Annotated in this window: 9 protein-coding genes; 1 reads left to right on the top strand and 8 read right to left on the bottom strand. The window is 44.5% G+C overall.

Going from position 1 to position 21,915, the window contains the following annotated elements:
* Positions 1-122: 122 nt before the first annotated feature.
* Positions 123-488, top strand: a complete 366-nt coding sequence (locus tag ACFWMP_RS05205) for a VOC family protein (RefSeq protein ID WP_052404224.1) — start codon at positions 123-125, stop codon at positions 486-488.
* A gap of 115 nt (positions 489-603) precedes the next feature.
* Here the strand turns inward: ACFWMP_RS05205 and ACFWMP_RS05210 are convergent, their stop codons facing one another.
* From ACFWMP_RS05210 to ACFWMP_RS05245, 8 genes are all read right to left on the bottom strand, one after another.
* On the bottom strand, positions 604-4,725 hold the full coding sequence (locus ACFWMP_RS05210) for a beta-N-acetylglucosaminidase domain-containing protein (RefSeq protein WP_379422356.1): 4,122 nt from the start codon (positions 4,723-4,725) through the stop codon (positions 604-606).
* A gap of 20 nt (positions 4,726-4,745) precedes the next feature.
* The gene (locus tag ACFWMP_RS05215; RefSeq protein ID WP_339246646.1) at positions 4,746-5,612 is read right to left on the bottom strand and encodes a carbohydrate ABC transporter permease; all 867 of its coding nucleotides are present in this window, start codon (positions 5,610-5,612) and stop codon (positions 4,746-4,748) included.
* 13 nt (positions 5,613-5,625) lie between these two features.
* Entirely contained in the window at positions 5,626-6,522 is an 897-nt protein-coding gene (locus ACFWMP_RS05220; protein ID WP_042186594.1) for a carbohydrate ABC transporter permease, read from the bottom strand.
* Positions 6,523-6,608: 86 nt separating this feature from the next.
* Positions 6,609-7,982 (bottom strand): extracellular solute-binding protein, encoded by a 1,374-nt coding sequence (locus ACFWMP_RS05225; RefSeq protein WP_379422359.1) that lies wholly within the window; start codon positions 7,980-7,982, stop codon positions 6,609-6,611.
* Positions 7,983-8,193: 211 nt separating this feature from the next.
* Entirely contained in the window at positions 8,194-12,105 is a 3,912-nt protein-coding gene (locus tag ACFWMP_RS05230; protein WP_379422361.1) for a glycosyl hydrolase family 95 catalytic domain-containing protein, read from the bottom strand.
* 54 nt (positions 12,106-12,159) lie between these two features.
* Positions 12,160-12,879 carry a cohesin domain-containing protein gene (locus ACFWMP_RS05235; protein WP_379422363.1) on the bottom strand — a complete coding sequence of 240 codons (720 nt, stop codon included), beginning with the start codon at positions 12,877-12,879 and terminating at the stop codon, positions 12,160-12,162.
* 49 nt (positions 12,880-12,928) lie between these two features.
* The gene (locus tag ACFWMP_RS05240) at positions 12,929-17,809 is read right to left on the bottom strand and encodes a discoidin domain-containing protein (protein WP_379422365.1); all 4,881 of its coding nucleotides are present in this window, start codon (positions 17,807-17,809) and stop codon (positions 12,929-12,931) included.
* A 96-nt stretch (positions 17,810-17,905) separates the two neighbouring features.
* The gene (locus tag ACFWMP_RS05245) at positions 17,906-21,871 is read right to left on the bottom strand and encodes a family 20 glycosylhydrolase (protein WP_379422367.1); all 3,966 of its coding nucleotides are present in this window, start codon (positions 21,869-21,871) and stop codon (positions 17,906-17,908) included.
* Positions 21,872-21,915 lie beyond the last annotated feature (44 nt).

Genomic DNA, 21,915 nt, shown 5'->3' on the forward strand with positions numbered 1-21,915 from the left:
TAACAATTATGTATTCCTTCGTGAATTAGGTTTAATATTACGAACTTTTAGTGAACAAGAAAGCGTATAATTAGGTAGAATCGGCTTTGTCATAGAAATAGATAGAGGAGGACATTACAATCATGAAGTTGAGCATGAATTGGGTAACGCTTAGGGTGCGCGATCTGGAGGCTTCCCTTGATTTTTATAACCGGATTCTGGGGCTTCCCATTGACCGCAGATTTGAGAGTAGAGGAAAACAAATTGTTATGTTAGGCACGGTGGATCAGCCCAAAATCGAGCTTATTCAGGGTAGTGATCCGGCACTGAAGCCGGAATGCGGCGTTTCTGTTGGTTTCGAAGTGGAATCGCTCGACGATGCCATAGCGTATTTGAAAAGCCAAGGTATCCCCGTCGCACGCGGACCGATCACACCAAATCCCCATCTGCGATTCTTATATATACTGGACCCGGACGGCTTCGAGGTACAGTTAGCGGAGCATAGCTAGGCTAGCACTCTTCAAGCAAAAAAAGGAAGTGTCCCAAAAGCCATGAAATGGCTGCGGTGACACTTCCTTTTTTTTGATTATATCTGCTAATTTGTTATGGGTTGAAGGCTACTACTCATTCTGTTATCTTACGAGCTACCAGCGCTAAGTCTTTCAAATCAATCACACCATCTTTATTGATATCGGCACGTTTAGCCTCAGCCCAATCCGGACTGCTGGTATCCTTGCCATAATTAGCAGCGACAATCGCTAAGTCACCGATGGACACTTTGCCATCTTTATTGATGTCACCAGTCATACCAGGCTCCGGCTCTTCTGCTGTTATCTTGAGCTTATGGCTCGACGTGACAGTTTCGCTCTCCTTGCCTTCCGCATCGGCTACGATCACTTTTTCAATCTGAATAGTACTCTCTGTAGCTTCCGCTACTGTCTTAGTACCAAAATCCAAGGATAACAGCTGCAGATTGCCAGTCACAGCATTTCCCGCACCTTCACTCACCACCAGCAGTCGTAGTTTTCCAGGCGTGTGATTAGCAGTTTCAAGCACCTGGATTCCACTACGCAAGGAAGTAGCAGCCTTGAATTCCAACAGCTTAGGATCATAGTTCATGGTTATATCCATCGCATATACAGCATCTGTTACACTTTTTACCCCAAACGCCAGTTGAAAGTCATTACCTCCAGCTACAGTGTCTACCCCAGACAGAACAGAAGTCATCTTACCCGATGGATCAACTTCACCATTCCCGTCTTTTTTAACGGTAATGATCTCGTGGATTTTGGGTTTAATCGAACCCTCCCACTGAATCTTCACTTCAAACACATAACTATACTTGGAGGTATCAAATGTATTATAAGATGAGGACAGGTTACCAACCTTATGCCATCCAATCGCATCTCGAACGGACACCACAGCGTTTGAATTATCCGATGGATTTTGCAAAACTATCACTTCTTTTACCTTCGTATCCTTCGACAACTTATAATTTAAGGAACCCGTATTCCCAGCACCCGGCATATAGAAGGTGGAGAGCTTTTTGTCAACGGACAGCAATGCTTCATTTCCTATGTTTCCAGCAGGTTCAGCCTGGATAGCCGGATTGGAAGTTCCCGGTCTTTCAATCCCTTCATTAACCAAAATTTCATTAAGCGCGAGCCATGCATCATAGGTTTCAGTTGAAATCAATCTTACATAGCGGGCTTGCTTGCCGCCGTCAACTTGAACACGCTTATAACGGTAAGGCACCTCATGCTCAGGGAAATTCAAACTCCGATCATTTGGATTAGTAAACGTATGGATCGTATCCCATGTCTGTCCGTCTAGTGACAGCTGTAAATCTCCCTTACGGAAGAAATCTCCTTCACCGTCTCCAATCACGACAGCTACATTCTGGACATTCACCACACCGCCCATGTCGATCTGAATATACTTCCCTTTCGATTGAATCGAGCCGAACCAAACCTTGTTCTCTAAAGAAGCATTGTACACGTTGTTGATAGAACCTTCATAAATGCTTCCGTAATTATGAGTAATCATTGGTGGAGAGAATTTGTTCAGCTTGATCATGAGCCTTGTCAGATCTACAGTGATATTCTCAGTTCCCTTGTTTATGATCCGGAAATAGGCAGCACTAGCAAACGCCCCATTCCCCTCATTAACCTGTTCCCATTCCACACCGTTCTTTGATGATTCTAACCGGACTTCTCCGTTTGAAGCTTCCAACACCACTTGCGTGATCTCTTCAATGGATTTCAAATTAATCCCAACATATTGGGATGGCTTTAATGTGATTCCGTTCATATTCGATAATTGCACAGAATTATCTGCTACCATAACAGGAGTATCCTTCAACTCTGTCACATCGGTGTAAATGGCTACCTTATCTTTACCTGCATTTACGGAAAACTCGCGAACTGCCGTCCATAAATCAGGCTTACCTCCAGGTATTCCAGCATGAGTCAATCGATATCGAACCATCCTTGCCTCCACATTGAGCCCGGAAGCAGAAATTTTATACCCGGAACGCTCTTCTCCGATTGCAGTCCATTCTTGACCGTTCACGGAATACTCTAGAATCCCCCTTTGGAAAATATCGAAATCCGTGTCATTTCTACCTTGTGTGATCGCTATTTCTTCCACTTTAATGGTTTTGCCAAAATCAATGCCATACCAGTCCCCATTCTGTTGAAGCGTCTGAATATAGACGTTCGTTGCTAAATCTCCGTCTACCATCAGGTTTAATCCTGAAGGAGAACCATAAGAGCTTACAGCTAGAGGTTTAACATATTCCTGGTCTACCAAAGTATAAATCTGAGCATCCAGTTTATTGATGAGCTGCTCAGCAAAAGGAACCAGCCGCTTTGCTCCTGCCTCGACCGTCACATCTGGAGAATTAAGCTTCTCAATTTTGAATGTTTTGGATAAGCTTAATGCGCTTGTGGCCTTAGCCAGTGCTTCCCATGCCTGATCAACATTCTCTTTCTGGATTGCTATCGCAGAGAGAACTGCCGATTTATCGGCAAGAACGACATTTTGCAAGCTATTTAGCCATGGATCAATTTCTTCTTCCATATTTTCATTCGTGTTATTTACTCTAAACGACGCGATGGCATCCAATACTAGATCAAATTCTTGAATCAATGTATTCCCCGTTGTTTCTATCGGCTGACCACTTGAGTATTGACTTAAGAATTGCGCTAGCTCAGCTTTAATATTTTCCGATTCACCTACTACAAGTCCATGGCCGCTAGGCGATGGGTCACTCATATGATAGGCGATCGTATTAAGCTCAGAGGCAACTTCAGGAGCAATATGCTTAAATGAATCGAGCCAGCTCTCCTCTTGATCAAAATCATCTACATTCCAAGTGTAATCCGCAACCGCGAAGATACCGATCTTAGATAATTCCGCATGCTTCATAGGATTTGACACTACACCTGAAATATTATGTGTACCTGGAATGAGCACTTCTGCTTTACCAAGCAGCAGTCTTGCATCCTTATAGTCATTCACTGGCCAGTTTAACCACATATAAGGGTCTCTTCCATGTGCATCTTTGGGCCACTGCATATCTGCTGCATTAACAGAGGCAACAACACCGTTTCCGGTCCACATTATATCTACATTCTCTGGCACATTTCTCAAGGCTTCAAGATAGGGTCTGCCAGTCGTTCCTGTCCAGCTTTTATTATAATATGGAGGACAATAAATTAATGATTTGACGTCTTTCTTGGACGTTACCCAATTCGCAACATCCGTAATAAGCCTAACATGTTTGTCCTTATCCACTAACGATTGTGATGTGCTGATATCATCCATAAATAGTCCAAATTGACGTACGCCGACACTGTACAATTGTTCAAGCTTCGCAAGTAAGGTTTGGAGTTCAGCATCATAATTGTTCCAATTGATCATATTGAACCCTGGATGAATCGCCCATACAAACTGCGTCTTGGATTCATGACCGACATCCACCAGTTCTTTGATCTTGGCAAGCTCAGCTGCAGGATAAGGTGTTCTCCATTGCGCGTTATGGTACTTATCATCTTTAGGTGCAAAAATATAAGTGTTCATCTTCAACTCTCCACCGAAACGCATCAAGCTCATTCGATCTTCATGTGACCAAGGTGTGCCGTAAAAGCCTTCGATAAATCCCCGTGAGCGAGTATCAGAGAAATCTTCGATGGTGAGATTACGAACCTGCAGATCAGGAATTTGATCAAAAATCATCTTCAGCGATGCCAGGCCATAATAAGCCGCATCCGTATTTTTACCTAATATCGCAATAACACCTTTATTCTGTTGCTTGGTGCTAACGTTAAGAACATAAGCGTCCAGCTCATTGAAGTGATCCGCCTCATAGGGAATATTCTGAGTGAAGTAGTTGTCTACATAGCCTGATGAATTTCTAGTTCCCAAAAAGATATTTGTTTTCCCTGCTACTACAGCTCCTGACTCAGTGACCTGAAGTGATTTGGAATCCAGTATCCTTTGAAGCAGCTTTCTTGTCGGCTGGTCAATCGTATCTTCAATAACAACGTTTACATTTTGTGTGATGGTTAAGGTTGTTGCTTCTTCGGTTTGTTGCTGCGGTAATGGATAGATTTCATAGGATTCCGTTATTTTCGCATCATTTTGCGGAAGATCAGAAGCTACATCCGCTGCAGCTGCAAAACTGGAGAACAAGCCGGCCACCATTATAAGTGTAATGAAGATACTGAGAATCTTCTTCGGCATTTCCTTAACACCTCCTATAATTAACCTTTCAACGCACCTGCTGTTAACCCACCCGTAATTTGACGTTGATACAACACATACATCACAATGACGGGAATCATAGAAATGGAAAGACCCGCAAACAATGGCCCCCATTCCGTTCTGTACTGCATTTCCCCTTGCATAATGGCTATTCCGACAGGAATGGTGTATTTCGCTGGATCGTTGATCAATACCGTGGCCATGATGTACTCATTCCACACCGTTAAAGCATTCATAATTCCTACTGTGATTAATCCTGGCTTCGATAATGGCAACATGATCTTGAAGAAAACGCCGTAAAGTGAAGATCCATCAATTGTTGCGGCTTCTTCAAGCTCACGGGGAAGTGCCTTGAAAAATCCAACCAGAAAGAAGATACCGAATGGAAGGATGCCAATCGTTCCGACAGAATAAACAAGCGTGAGCCCTACTAAGGAGTTGGACAAATTCATATCTCCGAGAAGAAAGAACAACGGTATCAATCCGAGTGTGGTTGGAATCATCATTGAAGCAACGTATACAAAATAAAACAGGCCTCTAGATTTAAAGGTAAACCGAGCTAATATATATGCTGTTGTAGCAGCCATAATAAGCGATAACAGTGTACTAGCCACGGTTACTATAATGGAGTTCAGGAAGTAATCGCCAAAGTTTGCTCTGCTCCACACATTTGAATAGTTTTCAAAACGAAAAATAGATGGGAAATCCCACGGTTTCCCGAGCATAACCTGCTGATTATCCTTTAAGGATGTCAGGAATGTCCAAAGAACAGGATATAAGACTACCAAGCTCCACAAGATGAGGAAAAAACGAACTGCAATTTTTGATATCAGCAGAAGTGGTTTTTTGGCGGGATTATCGTTCAAAGTATTTTCCTCCTTACATTTCAATGGACTCTCGGTGAAGAATGCGCTGCAAAATTAGAGTAGTGATTAAAGATAACAGTAAGATCAGCACCCCGATGGTTGCCCCGTAGCTTAAATGGAACTGTTTGAAGCCCATCTGATACAAATAATAACCGAGCACTTGTGTCTGATTATCCGGGCCACCATCCGTCATCAGCTTAACGATAATAAAGGAGCCGTTCAGTGTTGTGATTACGATGTGAATGATAGAGGTTTTGAATTGCTCCCAAATCAGGGGTAAAGTAATTCGAGTAAACTGTTGCCATTGCCCCGCACCGTCAATACTGGCTGCTTCATATAGCGAGGAAGGAATACCTAGAATAGAAGCGATAATGAGCAGCATATAGAATCCGATACCAGCCCATACACTAGGAGGAAGAAGTGACCACATTGCGAGGTTTGAATCACCTAACCAGTTCGTTTCCACTGGTTTTCCTGTAAATAACGAGATGAATGCATTCAGGAATCCAAGACGGGGATTGTATATAAAACTCCACAATACACCGATAACGGCTACGGAAATGATATTCGGAAAGAAAAACACCACTCGGTAAAAACCGTATTCTTTCAATTTTAAACGGGTCAATGAAACTGCGAAAAACGTTGCAAATAACATGATTAAGATGACCTTCCAAAAAATCAAGAAATAATCATTCGAAATGGCTTTTGGTATGATCTCATCCGAGAATAATTGTCTATAATTATCAATACCGATAAAATTCATCGATTCGGAACCGCCTGACCAATCGAAGAAGCTTAAGTACAAGCCTCGAAACAACGGATAAATAGTGAATAAACAAAAGATAGCAAACGTAGGCAGCAAGAAACTCGCAATAAACAAATTACGTTTCCACAATTTATTGTTCTTCATGGGCGTAAGCCATCCTCCCCTTAAATTTGAAAGAACAATCAGAGGCACGTATGTCCTCTGATTGTTTAGAAAGAAGAGTCATGAATTTACTTCCGGATTTTGGCTGCCGCCTTCTCCATACGGTCCATCCATTCTTCTGGTGTAATGGAACCTTGCAGCAATGCAATGGTTGCATCATTCTCAGCCTGCTCAATGTCCGCGGCCAATTTAAATACAGGAGCAACGATCGTGTCACTACCGTTGAAATATTTCATTGCCGTTTTAACAACATCACTTGCGCCTGAAGATTCCAGATCTGCCTTGACGTTCATCAAAGCGCCAGTCAGCTCAGCCCAACGAACTGCGGCTTGTTTCGTAAAGATAAATTCAATAAATGCTTTTGCTGCATCTGGATTTTTAGCCTTCTTTGCAATTGCAATGTTACTAGTGTAAGGAATAGCTACAAATTTACCGCCTGGCTTTTGCATAACGGAAGGAATGAATCCAAATTTGAAGCCTTCTGGAACATCTTTTTTCATTTCATTTTCGAGCCACAAGCCATTAGGAATCATTGCATCTTTATGCTGTAAGAAGAGCATTTGGGAGTCTGTATGACTCATACCGAACGATGCGTTATCGAAATACCCTTTGTCCCTCATATCAACGATCTTTTTCAAGGTATTCGCTACAGCATCATTTTTGAAAGAACCTTCTTTTGCTGCTTCTTGATCCTTCAAGATTTGCGGATTGTCTCCATTCTCAGATACAAAACCTGTATTTAAGAGACCTCCCACGATGTAGTATGGGTATTTACCGGTATGGATGTAAGGATATACGCCATCCGCTTTGATTTTTTCACTTGTGGCGAGGAAGCTATCCCAATCTTTCGGAACATCCCATCCCTTTTCAGTAAACAGGGTTTCATCATAGAAGGTTCCCCATGATCCGAATACGAGTGGAATCGTATAGTTTTTGCCACTGTAGTCTTGTGGAGGTGCGATCAAGTTGCTCGTAAGCTGCTCGCCGTCCACATTGCTCGCATCTTTAACCCAATCTGTAATATCCATCAATTGGTCGTCGAGCACCATTTGCGTTTCGTTCGAGCCTGCTCCATCGATGTATACAACATCTGGCGGATTACCTTGGATCCAGCGGGGCTTCATTTGCTCGTTGATTTGTGAACCTGCGGATTCTTTAATGTTGACATCTGGGTACTTCTTCTTGAATTCACCAATGACTTCTTTCCACCAACCGTCTCCATAACCACCGACAAAGTATTGGATTTCGAGGTCTCCCGCTACTTTCGGCTCTTCAGGCTTGGGCTCGTCTGTCTTCGCTGGCTCAGTCTGCGTCGCAGCTGTTGTTTTCTCGGGAGCTGGAGCTTCAGCCCCATTTGTCCCCCCGCCACATCCTGCCAGAGACAATACAATGGACATCATAACTAGACTTAATGCCGCTTTCTTTTTACCCTTGCTTTTCATTGGCTATCCCCCTCGAATAAACTTGCTCGACTTCTGTAAGCACTTGATTTTACAATTCTGACTGTAATTCCATTAACACTTTTCCATTATATAGGCTATAAAAACGTAACCACATGATCTCTTTTGATGTGGAGTTGATACTTTTTGTCCTATAGAACCTTTTTTGTTTACAAAAGAAGGACACCTGAGTAAAAACTCAGGTGTCCTTCTCTCAATTCAATATTTTTTGAGCAATTGCTGCTAAATCCATAATGTCGATCTTTCCGTCATTATTAAGATCTGCACGCTTAGCCGTCTGCCAATCTACACTGTTCTGATCTTTACCATAGTGCGAAGCTGCAATCGCCAAGTCACCGATGCTCACTTTACCATCCTCATTTAAGTCTCCGGATTTTATCGGCGGCTGCTCATCTGCCTTAATCTCGACTTCGATATTTGAAAGATCGGCTTCTGTCTCCAGTCCATTCGCGTCACCAAATACAGCACTGCTTACCTTTATGCTCGCTAACTCAGACTTCGTCACTGGCTTTGCTTTGAAGTTTAGTTCAAGCACCTTGGCATCACCGGTTAGACCAGTTCCCGTACTAGCCGTGATTAGGCGAATGGTTCCGATTGGATCATTCTTTGATTCTAACACCTGTATCCCATCGTTCATCGATTCGCCCGAGATGTACTCTAGAAGATTCTCGTCGTACTTCAATCTAATGTCTTGCGCATAGGTCGCATCCGTGACATTGCTAACGCCCATGTCAACTGTAAAGGTCTGACCTTGATTTATCGACTTAGGTCCACTTAAAGTTATTGCAGTAGGTTCATTCCGTTCAACAGGAACATATTCGAAAGCATCAATCATCGCAATGGTATTCGAAGAGGCGTTGTTCTTCGCCCCTTTCACGACAATCTTAATTGTATGTTCCCCTTTAGAGAGATCGGATTGTTGGAATAATACCTGCTGCTTCATCGTCGATGGACCATATCCATCAACACCCTCAGCGACTAGCCCTCCATCGAGATACACATCGAAATGTCCGTGGTTTGCCTGCAAAGCGCTGATAAATTTAATTGATGTTCCTGTAAACGTGAACGACGCTGAAGCCCCTTGCTGATTACTATAGCTTTCTGTGCCCTTGTAATCGCCTGCGTCACTGTAAGGACTCCACTTTCCGGTATATACAATCGACGGATCTTTATCATCTACTTTTATTGGAAGCACTGGTGGCTTTACACTGGATACAATCTTATATTGCTGTCCTTTCACTGTTGGGAATTCAATCAAGTTCCCATTCACCGTGAAGTTGATGGATTCCCCGCTTCCTGCGCGAACGACCTTGAATTTATTGGATTGGACAAATCCAGGGTATTTAACAGAAGCCTTATTACCCTGCTTAGAAGTAAGCAAGGCTTCTTTCAAGATCGTACCTTCCCAGCGCATATCCACTTCAAATCCGCCTCTTGCCACAAGTCCTTTAACGTTTCCGGTAGCCCATGCATCTGGTAAAGCAGCTAATAAATCGATACTTCCAGTTTGGCTTTGTAGAAGCATTTCTGCGATTCCTGAAGTTGCTCCGAAGTTACCGTCAATTTGGAACGGTGGATGTGTATCGAACAAATTGTCGAGCGTGCTGCCTCTAAGCTGCTCACCTAACAGTTTATGCGCTCGGTTACCATCAAGCAGACGTGCCCATAAATTGATCTTATTCGCTTTACTCCACCCCGTTCCACCATCGCCACGAGAATTCAAGGTGACTCTTGCTGCTGCAAATAACTCCGGATTATTCACTTCATTAATAAGCGTACCTGGATACAAGCCGATCAGATGCGAGATATGGCGGTGCTGATCTGTTGGACTATCGATATCATTCTTCCACTCCTGCACCTGCCCCCAGCTTCCGACCTGCGGCATCCATAGCTTGCTTCGTTTCTCCATGACCTCGTTACGCAGCTGTTCATCCACACCCAATATTTCACTAGCCTTGATGAACTGTGTGAACAACTCCCAGACTAATTCCTGATCATAAGACACACCGACGGATATATCCCCTTGCTCTGGAGAGTAGGAAGGAGATGATACTAGACTTCCGTCTGAATCTTCGACCAGGTATTTAATCCAGAATTGTGTTGTTTCCTTGATAATGTCATACACTTGGCCTCTTAAAAGATCTTTATCTCCACTAAAAGCATAGTGATCCCACACCTGCTGCACCATGAAGGCGTTAGCAGCCGGTGACCAGCCCCAATAAAAATCAGAGCCTGGCGCAGTATAACCAAATGGGTTGTTGACGGTATGAATCGCCCAGCCTTCCCCTTCAATTCCATGATGTCTTTGGGCTGATTCCCTACCCGGCTCGCGCAGGGAATCAATATAATCAATGTACGGAATATCGGTTTCCGCTAAGTTAACAACCTCGGAAGGCCAATAATTCATCTGCACATTGATATTCGTATGATAGTCACTGTTCCATGGTGGATTATTTACTTGGTTCCATACCCCTTGTAGGTTAGCAGGCAGTGAGCCTTCCCGGGAGGATGCGATAAGCAAATAACGACCATATTGGAAAAATAATGCCTCCAAGCTTCTTTTCTCTTCGTCACTAGCATTCGTTTTATAACCATTCAAAAGCTCATTCGTAGGAAGATTTGTAGCAACCCCACCAAGTTCAAGTGAGACTCTATCGAACAGTTCCTTATAATCTGTCAAATGGGATGCACGCAACTGATTGAATGATTTAGCGGATGCTGCGTTTAGGTTCGCTTCTACAATTTCTTTTGGCGTCTTGTCACTCTTATACGTAGGATAATTATTGGCATAATCTGTTGCAGCGGTCATCAGGATCGTGACAACACTCGCACCGTTCACAGTAAGTTTCCCATCCTTCGCTGTTACAGTTCCTCCTTCATGCTGTACTTGAAGCTGCGCTTCGTATGCCATCTTATTACTGGGTACCTTTCCACTTAACGTCAGTTTATTTCCTTCCCCCTTCACCGTATTGGACGGCTGAGCTCCAGTAAGGCGAACATCGAAGGTCATCGGCTGATGCTCATCCGTTGTCAGTCTCAACACCATGACCTTATCCGGATAACTGATGAAATACTCACGCTTGAATTTTACATTGCCCGAAGTATAGGACACTCTTGCCATGGCATCATTAAGATTCAATTCACGCCGATAATCAGAGTACGTCTGAGCACCGCTGTTACCCGATGCGCTTGTCATCTCCATCTCGGACAATTGAATTTTCGTTCCGCCCTTGCTTACAAGATCGAATTTATAGAATTTATAAGCTGTAGCATTGGAAAAAGTATATGATTTCTTCTGTTTGCGGCTTGCAAACTCTTCATTGGATCTGTTATCTAGCGCGGTCCACTGCTGCCCGTCATTCGAGCCTTTCAGCGTCCAGCTCTTCGGATCCCGATCAGGCACATCATTCCCTGAAGTGAACGAATAGCCGGTAATTACCTTAGCCTCTTCATATGCCCACTGCACCCAAAAAGGTGGTGCTCCATCACCTGAATACCATTTCGTATTTACCGAACCATCGGTTAAATTGGAAATAGGCTCGCCGTATTGTGGATTATCCGAGCTCGCTGTTACCGTATACGCTGACTGACGGTTAAAATCTAAGAACACGTCACCAAATGCTTGATACGCCCCGAAAGAACTATCACCAGCACCCATAACACCAGTAATCTTCCCTACAAGAGCCTTAGCTTCATTAATTTTCCCTTCTTTTAGAAGCTGTCTTATGGTCTCAACATGTTGCTGAGCACCGTCTTTAATACCATATTGATAATTTGAATCTGCTCCAGGCCCACCGCTCCACAGTGTCTTTTCATTAAATTGAATTCGCTCCTGCTCAACACCACCAAATACCATGCCACCCATATAACCATTTCCGATAGGGAGCGCCTGCGTCTCCCAGTTCGTGGCCGGTGCTTGATACCATAATGACAAATCCTGATCTGCCGTAGGCGCAGTTTCAGCTGCCGACTGAACATCTGCATACACTTTTGGACCCAAAACACCATTAGACGGAAGTATGCTGATAAGTAGCTGCGAGCAAGCGATCCATACAGATAGTAGAATTGCAGTCTTTCTGACTAATCTACTTTTACCGATTGGCATGCGTTGATCCCCTCTCATAATAACAACCACTGATTGTAAAAATGAGGCAACCTACTACTCCACAATCTTTTTCGCAAGTGCAGCAAGATCAGCAATATCTATTTTGCCGTCCTTGTTCAGATCTGCGTGATTAATCTTACTCCAATCTGGACTGGAGGAATCCTTACCGTAATGCGCGGCCATGATTCCTAAATCGCCGATACTCACTTTGCCGTCGCCGTTAAGATCTCCAGGTAATCCTGTATTTACTGTGATCTGAATGGTTAAGGATGCCGGTTGGAGCACGGATTCTTCCCCTTGACTGTCACTTATTATCGCTTGAGTAAGCCGGATAACTCCCTCTGTGTCTTGTATTACATCTGCTGCTTTGAAACCAAGTTCAACAATTTCAGCATCGCTAGTAATCGGATACTGACTACCCAAACTTGCCAAGAGAACCCTTAGCTTACCGGGAGTACTTGTAGATGGTTCATTGATAATAATTACGCCTTCCTGCAAAGAGCGAATTGAATCTGGAAGGTATTCCATGACAGCCGGATCAAATTCAAAGATAATGTCCTGTGCATACACATCACTGGAGACACTGGTGATCCCATACTTCACGGTAAAAGACTCCCCCGGCGCAACAACCTTCTTACTCCCTACTAAAGTAGCAGAAGGTGTAGGATCAGATGCATCTGCGTTCACTACAGGGTTCGTAAAAGATACACAGCTTAAAACCACGGCGATAATGGTCATCATTACCGCCTTTTTGTACCATCGACTACTGTTCAAATTCTTCTCACCTTCATCTTTTAAATTTTGTTCAGGATGTTAGTGTGTGTTATTGAGTTACGATTTGTTTCGCTAATTGAGCAAGATCTGTAATATCGATCTTACCGTCACCATTCATATCCGCACGCTTCGCTTGCTGCCAATCAGGACTTGATGAGTCTTTGCCGTAGTGTGCAGCAACGATACCCAGGTCACCAATGCTGACTTTTCCGTCGCCGTTAAGATCGCCTGATATTCCTGTTTGTTCTGGTTTCACTTTTACAGAGATTGTAGCTGGGGCAGTTGCGGTCTCTGCTCCGTCTTCATCACCTAGCAGTACCTCTGACACGCTGATATTAACGGTAACCGTCTCAGATACTTCTTTTGCCTGGAATGTCAGTTCGGCAATTTGTTGATTTCCGCTTAATCCGTATTCCGCACCTTCACTCGCCATAATCAAACGAAGCTTTCCAGGTGTTTTAATTGTCTCTTCAACAATCGCAACACCTTGGATCAGTGATTTAGCGGACACATAATCCATGCGATCAGCATCGTACTGAATGGTGATGTCCTGTGCAAATACCTTCCCGGAGATATTGTTCACATCATACCGGACAACAAAAGGCTTGCCGGAAGTAACGGATGCATCAGCACTCAATACGGCTTGCACATGAGCCGTTTCCTGCTGCACTTGATACACTGTAATCTCGGCTGCGGATGCGAATTCACCCACGCCTTTTACAGCTTCCAGCTTAATGTGAGTCGCTTCCACCGGAGCGAAATTCACTTCCTTGAGCTGTTTGCTTCGCAGCCAGTTCCCGCTTGTCATGAGCGTGTAATTCACACCATCGGTGCTTGTGTACACGTTATAAGCAGTAATTGTGCCATTGCCTTCATCCGGCCGAGGTAAGTATCCTAGCTTGCTGATGGTATACTTTCCACCCAGATTCACCATAATTGATTGCGGAAGTGGATCAACGTTAAACCACTTCGTATGCCAATGTGTATCCGGATCGCCGTCCAATGCCAAATTCGGATCGTTTTCGCCTGCTTCATAGCTCGTAGCTTCTGCACTCATTTGACTTTGCGGAATTTCGGTTAGGTTGCTCTGTCCAGTAACCGTCACCACACTTGTTGCTGTAAATCCGCCTTCTTCCGTCGTCGCGGTAATCGATGTCGTGCCCTGCCCTTTTGGTGTGACCATTCCTTTACTGTCCACACTGGCAATACCAGGATCACCGCTTACCCACTTCACAGTCTTATTACCGGCATTCTCAGGCTCAATGCTCGCTTTCAATTGAACCGGTGCGTCCAACGCCTTAAGTGAGAGTGTCTCACGGTCAAGCTTTATGCCAGTAACCTTCTGTCCGTCTTCCAGCGGGATGCCGAACAGCTTGAATTCACGAATAGCAGCCTTTGATTGAGCATCAGGCAGTCCGGTGATCGTAATTCTAGCGAATCTACCCTGGCTTCCAAATGTATCCTGAATGGTGCCAGTTTCCTGATTATTCGTTCGATTCGTTACTGTAATCCAATTGGAGTTCGCGGTTTCCCGAACTTCAATTTTGTACTGATAAGCCTTGTTACTGTGTTCAAAAGAAACTTCGGAGGATTTAATGGAATGCATCATACCGAGATCAACCGTCCAGCTATGGCTATTGTTCTTATCCGCTGCTGACCAGAATGTGTCCACATTCCCATCATTAGCGAGGCCAGCCGGATGCGCTTGATCCTCACTGTCCGCTGTAGCAGGTTTACCTTCTGAAATCAATCGAACTTCAGGAGCTGCCTTCGGCGCCTCATAGACATCGACCTCCGAAGCCGAAGCGAACCCTCCAAGTGCAACAGCTGCTTCAAGCTTCACATAGCGGGCGGAAACACTATCGAAAAGGATGTATTTTTTCAAGTTGTTTCTGAGCCAGGTACCACTGGATACCTTCGTATATGCTTCTCCATCTGTGCTGACGTAAAGGTTGTATGAGGTAATGGTTCCGTTCCCAGCATCCAGACGTGGTGCATACCGGAATTGGCTAACATTGCGAACCTTACCTAAATCGAGAATGATGGATTGCGGGAGCTTATCGGATCCATCCCATTTCGTATGCCATGCGGAATTCCGGTCCCCATCAATCGCTTTAGCTGCTTCCGCACCAGGCTGAAAGCTTTTCGCTGAGGCTGTCATCTCATTTTTAGGTATCACTGTCGGTGAAGGCTGTGATAGATCACGATACAGATTGATCTCTGCAGCAGATACGACACCCCCAACAGCTTCTGTCGCTTCAAGTTTCACAAAAACAGCTTCAACTGTATCAAAATTCACCGTCTTCTCTAGTTTGTCATCATTCCATTGTCCACTGCTTACGAGCGTATAGTTGGTTCCATCCATACTCGTATACAGCTTGTAACCTGTAATTGTGCCGTCTTTGCCACCGTACTGTCTTGGCAAGTATTTCATTTTATTCACATACTGTTTAATCCCCAGGTCTAAAGTGATGCTCTGCTTACTTCCAGCATTTGCTGAAGAAAGCCATATCGATTCATAGCTGCCATCCAGCACATTAGCTGCCGGCGTATCCGAAGCCGCATTCGTTGCAGTTGCAATCATATCTTCCTGCGGAATACGACTTGGGTCTGTGTCCACCTGAGGCAGCTCAATTTTGACAGCATCTACAAGTGGAGTCGTATCTGCTGTAAAGCCTGCGACTTTCACAACAAATTCCTTATCAGTGGATATGGATGGTGTTTTAATGTACAGGATGCCGCCTTTATCTTGCTTAGCATAGTACCAGCCACTTGTTGCGCCATCCCATGCTGCTTTGGACTGCAATTCAGGATAGGATGTTCCATCTACAGAAACAGCCTCCGGGTGATCTGGCATGTGGATTGTAAACTGATTCTTACGTGACTCCAATTTGCCTTTATAGTCACCTACGCTTGCTCCAACCTTTATAATCAAGTCTCCACTCCCTTGCTCAGGAGCGGTGGAGGTTATTAATGTTTTGGCAAATTTGCCTGTACGATGCTCCTTCGATATACCATCATCTTCATACATCGTAAAGCTTGACGATTTATAAGGATAAATATCATAAGTAATTGGATCAGGAGGAACCTGACCGTCGTATAACGATTCAGGATACATCGGGATGATAGCCCCGCCCTTTACTAGAAGCGGCAAGCGATCCAGTGGAGCATTGTATTCGTCTAACATTTTTGAACCGTAATGTTCTTCTCCTGTCCAGTAATCGATCCATTTTCCTTTCGGAAGATATATTCCGTTTCGCATAGTCGTGTCGGTATATACTGGCGCAACCAGGAACGATTCCCCAGACATGAATTGATACTGTGTTAAAGTTCCTTTGGAGTTCGGATCATTCGGATAAGAATAGATCATTCCCCGCATGATCGGAGCCCCGGACTCGTAAGACTCATTGAGATAGGTATACAAGTATGGTGTCAATTGCTGTCTTAGCTTCAATGCATCCCTGTTATAGCTCGTATAAGGTTCTCCCCATACCCAAGGCTGCTTATCTTTGGCTGCCCAACCAGACATGTTCATCAGGATTGGAGTGAAGATCTTCCACTGTAAGTCTCGAACGTAGGTTTTAGCGCTTCCTCCGAAAATCCCATCAATATCTCCGGTTGAGTACGGCATCCCAGATAGCCCTGCTCCGATCATCGACGGGATATGGAATCGAATGTATTCCCAGTTGCCCGACTGATCTCCGGACCAGACGGTAGAATATCGCTGGGTACCTGCCCAGCCACCAACGGACCAGACATAACCTCTGTCGTCAGAGTTATCTTCAATTCCTGTAAACGCCTGTTTGCTGGCACCCAGGGCGAAATCGTATCCAGGTCCCACCCAGGCAACGTCGAGTTTAGCGAGCCTTGTACCCTCTACGCCAACTTCTTGCGCGATTTTATCAACACCATTTTGAGTCCATAGTCCGGTATAGAAACCTTCCTTGTGTAGTTCGTCAACGGTGTTGCCTAGATCCGTATAACCGCAACCATATCCGTCATTCGGTAAAATCCAGGCTCCAGGCATATCATTTTCCCGATATTTTTTAGCAATAAGGTTAACGACATCGGAGGTCTTTTCTGGATCTCTGTTGTAACAATCCGCATCACCAAGTCCCATACCCCAACGAGGAATCAAGGATGGTTTACCTGTAAGATCTGTATAAGCGTTCAAAATATCTTTCATTGTCTCACCGTAGAAATAATAAGCATCAAACCGATTTTCGTTATGCGTCAGCTTGACGGTCGAATCAAAATCATAAGTACCGCTTTGAAAAGTGTTACGAAGCACTCCATATCCTGCAGTACTCAAGTAGAATGGTGCAGGATTCGAAACCGTGCCGCTTCCCCAATCCCCATAGTTGTTAGCGATAGTAATTTTGCGATCACGATGATTGAAGAATCCATTCTGCATACCGCCGCCGTAGAAATATTCATCCTCACCCCGGATAAGCTGTTGTGAGGCTGTCTGTCCGTTATAGTTCAAGCTAGCAGATTCTTCCCACACCACCGTTTGGTTGTCACTTTTGTACATGGCGAACTTCAACGGATTTTTGTAGGCTCTCAGCACGAATTTTCCTGTTTCCATCTTGTAATACGTACCTTCATCAGACCACTTTACATTAACAGGTCCGAAATCATCCTTGATGACGATTGGCTCGATCGGCTTTTCCACGCTTTTTCCTGTCAATTCCTTGAATTGCCCGTTCACACCAAGCCAAATCCGGAACATATCCTCCCGCTGAAAAATCACTTTAATCTTGTCAGAGCCTGACGTAATCTCAAACATGTTATTATCTTTCTTTACGAAGTCAGAAATGTTACCAACGGAAGCACCATGGGCGGTTTCCGGGCGAATCATGAGCCCTGTAACCATAAGGATCATCAATGCCAGCATCCACATACCAAAGCGATTATAAATTGATCTCAATCCATTCCCTCCATTCAAATGAAGCGGCAAGACAGGATACAGCCTCCACTGTAGTTTGAATTCCTTGTCTTGCCGCTTGGATTCAAGCTGCTATTGTTATTCAATCACAATGTCTTTAGCTATAAGCACCAGGTCCGTCAGATCGACCTTGCCGTCACTATTGATGTCTGCCCGTTTCGCCTTATCCCAATCTGGGTCTGCAGAACTCTTTCCGTAGTTAGCTGCGACAATAGCCAGATCGCCGATGCTGACTTTGCCATCACCATTCAAATCCTTAGAAGGTTCTGGCACTGTTGTTGTAAACTCCACCTGAGCCGAGGAAGTAGCTGCGCTTGTTTCCTGTCCTTCGCTATCCCCAAGCGTTGCACGCTTTACAGTAATACGTCCGGTTTGGGGTTCTGTCAGATCCTTAGCCTTAAAGGTAATCTTAGCTACATCAACATCCCCTTTAATCGCACTCCTTGAACCTTGGCTAGCCAGAATCAGACGTACAGTGCCTTCTGTATTCTTCGTCTCAAGGATACTCACGCCGTCCACCAACGCATTAGCGGATACATAATCCATTAGTGAAGCATCGAATTCAATCGTGATATCTTGGGCGTACACCGCCTTTGTAACATTGTGGAGACCTATCGTTATGTCGAAATTCTGACCATAAGGAACGCTTTTCGGAGCAGCTAAACTTGTTGCCACTTCACCTGGAACCTCCCTAGCCACTGTAATCTTACTCACTGCTTTATGTCCTCCGGATACGGTAGTTGCAGTAATATCAGCGGTTCCTGCCTTTAACGCAGTCACGACAGCTTTCCCGCCTTGAACTTGAACAGTCGCAATAGCTTCATCGCTGCTATTCCAGGTCACCTGTTTATTCGTTGCATTCCCCGGTTGAAGGGAGGCACTCAGCGTTTGTGTTTCTCCGGCCTTCATCGAAATTTCAGCTTTATCCAGCTTGATACCGGTTACCGGAACTTCAGGAACGTTATTGCTGTATATAAAATTATCAAACACGGTAACTGAAGGACCGAATACTCTAGCCCCCATTTTCCCAGCGTCTGGTGGGATCTGTGCAATAGCATCATCAAAATAAGTCGTTCCATTGATAATCAGCGCTACATGTTTCCCTTCAAACTTCACTTTTACGGTCGATGTTGTGCCTTTTTTCAATTTGGCGGCCTGAGCATTGCTCAATAAACCGTACGAATCCTGAGCGTTCACCCAGTACCAAGCACCTTGATCAAAGCCTATAGAAGCCCAAGCATCATTATTGACATAGCGCAAAATAACACCCGTTCGTATAACATCACTCTGCGGCGTAATCTTAAACTCGATCTCACCATCTCCAATGCTCGGAGATTGCTGATCGATAAACAGATTATTTACACTGTTCGAGGTGAACTTAACGGCATGCTCACCCGCTTGATCAGGTGCTTCTACAAGCTCCATACGTCCGACACCTTTACCGATGACATGCTCCCAGCCTTCGAGCGAGTTATTCTCAAAGCTCGCTGAATATCTCACAGGCGCTGGAACTTCTACAGGATCCTCTGGGTTAGGAGCGTAGACTTCAAATTCATACATGGAGTAACCATAGGTTCCCACTCGCTTCGTACCTAACATTCGGACATATCTCGCTTGTTCAGTTGGGAATTTGACAATCTCTACTCCGCCAACGCCAGCGTTAGTCGTGTAAACGTCCCGCCAGTTCTCCGCATTATCGGATACTTGAACTTTATAGCCTTTGGCATAAGCACTTTCCCATTTGAAAATAACCTTGCTAATGTCAGTACTTTGGCCTAAATCAACATAGATCCACTCGTTGTCGGTATATTTAGAGGACCAGCGAGAAGCACCCGTATCAACCTCATCCACTACAAGACTAGCCGGAAATTGAGGTACTTCGACGGAAGAAGCTACTGCTGTTTTGTGAGCAGCTAAATTGATGGTCCAAGCGGGTGATCCTGCTTCCTCCGCAATTTCTTTTCCTGATAGCACCCGATTAAAAATCTTGAATTCATCCAGTAGTCCAGTGATTGCTTTGGATGAACTGCCGATGATAGCCGCAGGTAGCATTGTCGTTACAGTAACAGAACCTTTTAGATCCCCATCAATATACAGAGAAGTTCCATTTAGATCTCCTCTGAAGGCAACATGTACCCAGCGCCCAACTGGAATCGCTGCATTAAAGCTGTAATCATAGCCCTCTCGGGTGAATCCGGCATTTGGTGTCCCTTTCTGCTTCAGCTTTATTGCACCATATTCGGATTCCATCAGTATTTTTTCATCCGCTTCTTGTTGATCATTAAGCTTAACCCACGTGGAAACCGTCCAAGGGAAGCCCTTTATTTGCAGCGGTGTTTGAATATGATCTGAAGTCCCTGCAAACCGTACGCCTTTTCCTGTTTTTCCATCATCCACGCGAGTAACGCCAGCTCCTAATGTAGCATCATAGGAATTTCCGGACTGATCAGAGACTCTCTGCGCGCCTTCTTCAAATGGATAATGAACAACAAGATCAGTGGCCGTATTCACTTCATGTAATAAATTCGTTCCAGGACCTTCGCCTAGCTTCGCTGACAACTGCTGGAACTCGGTGAATGTGCTGTCTGTGGACTGGCCTCTCCACATCTTTTCTGCAAGGACAGGCATCGCTTTCTTCACACGATCGTGGACGTCCGCCTCACTTACTTTCTTGCCCATCATATCGTTCCAAGCCCCAAACATCGCACCGAGCAGGTTCGGCTCACCTTCCTGCAGCTTCGTATTTCCACCAAAGTTCGTTGGGTCCCAGTTATTAAACAACCACTGAGAATCCAGATAATCATGGTAATATCCAGCTTTCGGTACAATGTAGAGCGTGGAATCCACCGTATTGATAATTTTGAATCCATCTCTCACCGATGCTACCGGATCTTGCCAACCGTTATTCCAGGCGTTTACGGCTATATCCTTATCTACTACCGTGGTACCCGGGAATGCATTCAAGCTGCCCCACATTCTTGATTTCTTTCCCTTGCTCTTTAAGTGTTCGTTCATCGTGTTCAAAAACTCGCGATACTTCTCAAAAGTAGTCCGATCATTAGGTGCGAATTCATCGCCTCCAAAATGAACCGTTTCTGAATCAAACCATTCCCCATCTAAATATTCGTCCCACACATCCTTGATGAAATCGACCGTTTCCTGACGTGTAATATCCAGATGATCGACAGGCAAATTATCCTTAACCAGATCTGGTCTAACCTTTGTAAATGAAAGAGCATGGCTGGGGGTATCAATTTCCGGCGTGATGTTAAGCCCCCGTATTTTGGCGATGTCCTGCAATTCACGCATATCCTGTTTCGTGTAGTGTCCATCCTTTGCCGTTAATTCCGGATACTTGGTACTTTCTAAACGGAAAGCCGTATATTTGTTCCAATGCTCCCTGCTGTTATCCTTAAAAATCTCGTTATCGTTCAGATGGAGCTGGAAATCATTCATTTTGTAATAGGACATAAATTTGGCGTAATCCTTCAGGAAGTCTATCGTGAAAAACTTGCGTCCTACATCAAGCATAAAACCGCGTTCTCCATACTTAGGGAAATCCTTCGCTACCCCTTTTACAATGCTTGCCTTCTCAGGATCTTGCTCCAAAATTTGTAGTGCCGTTCTTGTTCCATAGAACACACCGGTCTCGGTGTTTGCATGTATTTCCACGTAATCGCCAACTTCAAAGTAGTAGCCTTCTTTACCAATTGATTCATCAGCTGACTTATCGAGCCTAAGCAGGAAGTCACCTTTTGAAGCAGGCTTATTTGGGACAATCGGTAAATCGTACCCTGTTAATTCTTTAAGATCCTCTTGAAAGACCTCTGCCGTAGCTGGTAGTTCGCATAAACATTCACTCGTGGGAATTACGATTTTGGAACTGTCCGTCATCTTGAAAGAACCACTACCGCCAGTCCACTCTTGTAAACTTGGTATCACTTTTGGTTTAGCATTCTCTGCTTCAGCTGCTGCTGCAACTGGTAGTGGAGTAGAGTAAAGCACTAGACAAAAAACTGTAAAGCCGTACAACCATTTTTTCATCTGTCATCCTCCTACTAGTCAAATCATCAATTTTGAAAAAAACC

It is taken from the genome of Paenibacillus sp. NPDC058367 (assembly GCF_042723305.1).
In the GTDB taxonomy this organism is placed as follows: Bacteria; Bacillota; Bacilli; order Paenibacillales; family Paenibacillaceae; genus Paenibacillus_AQ.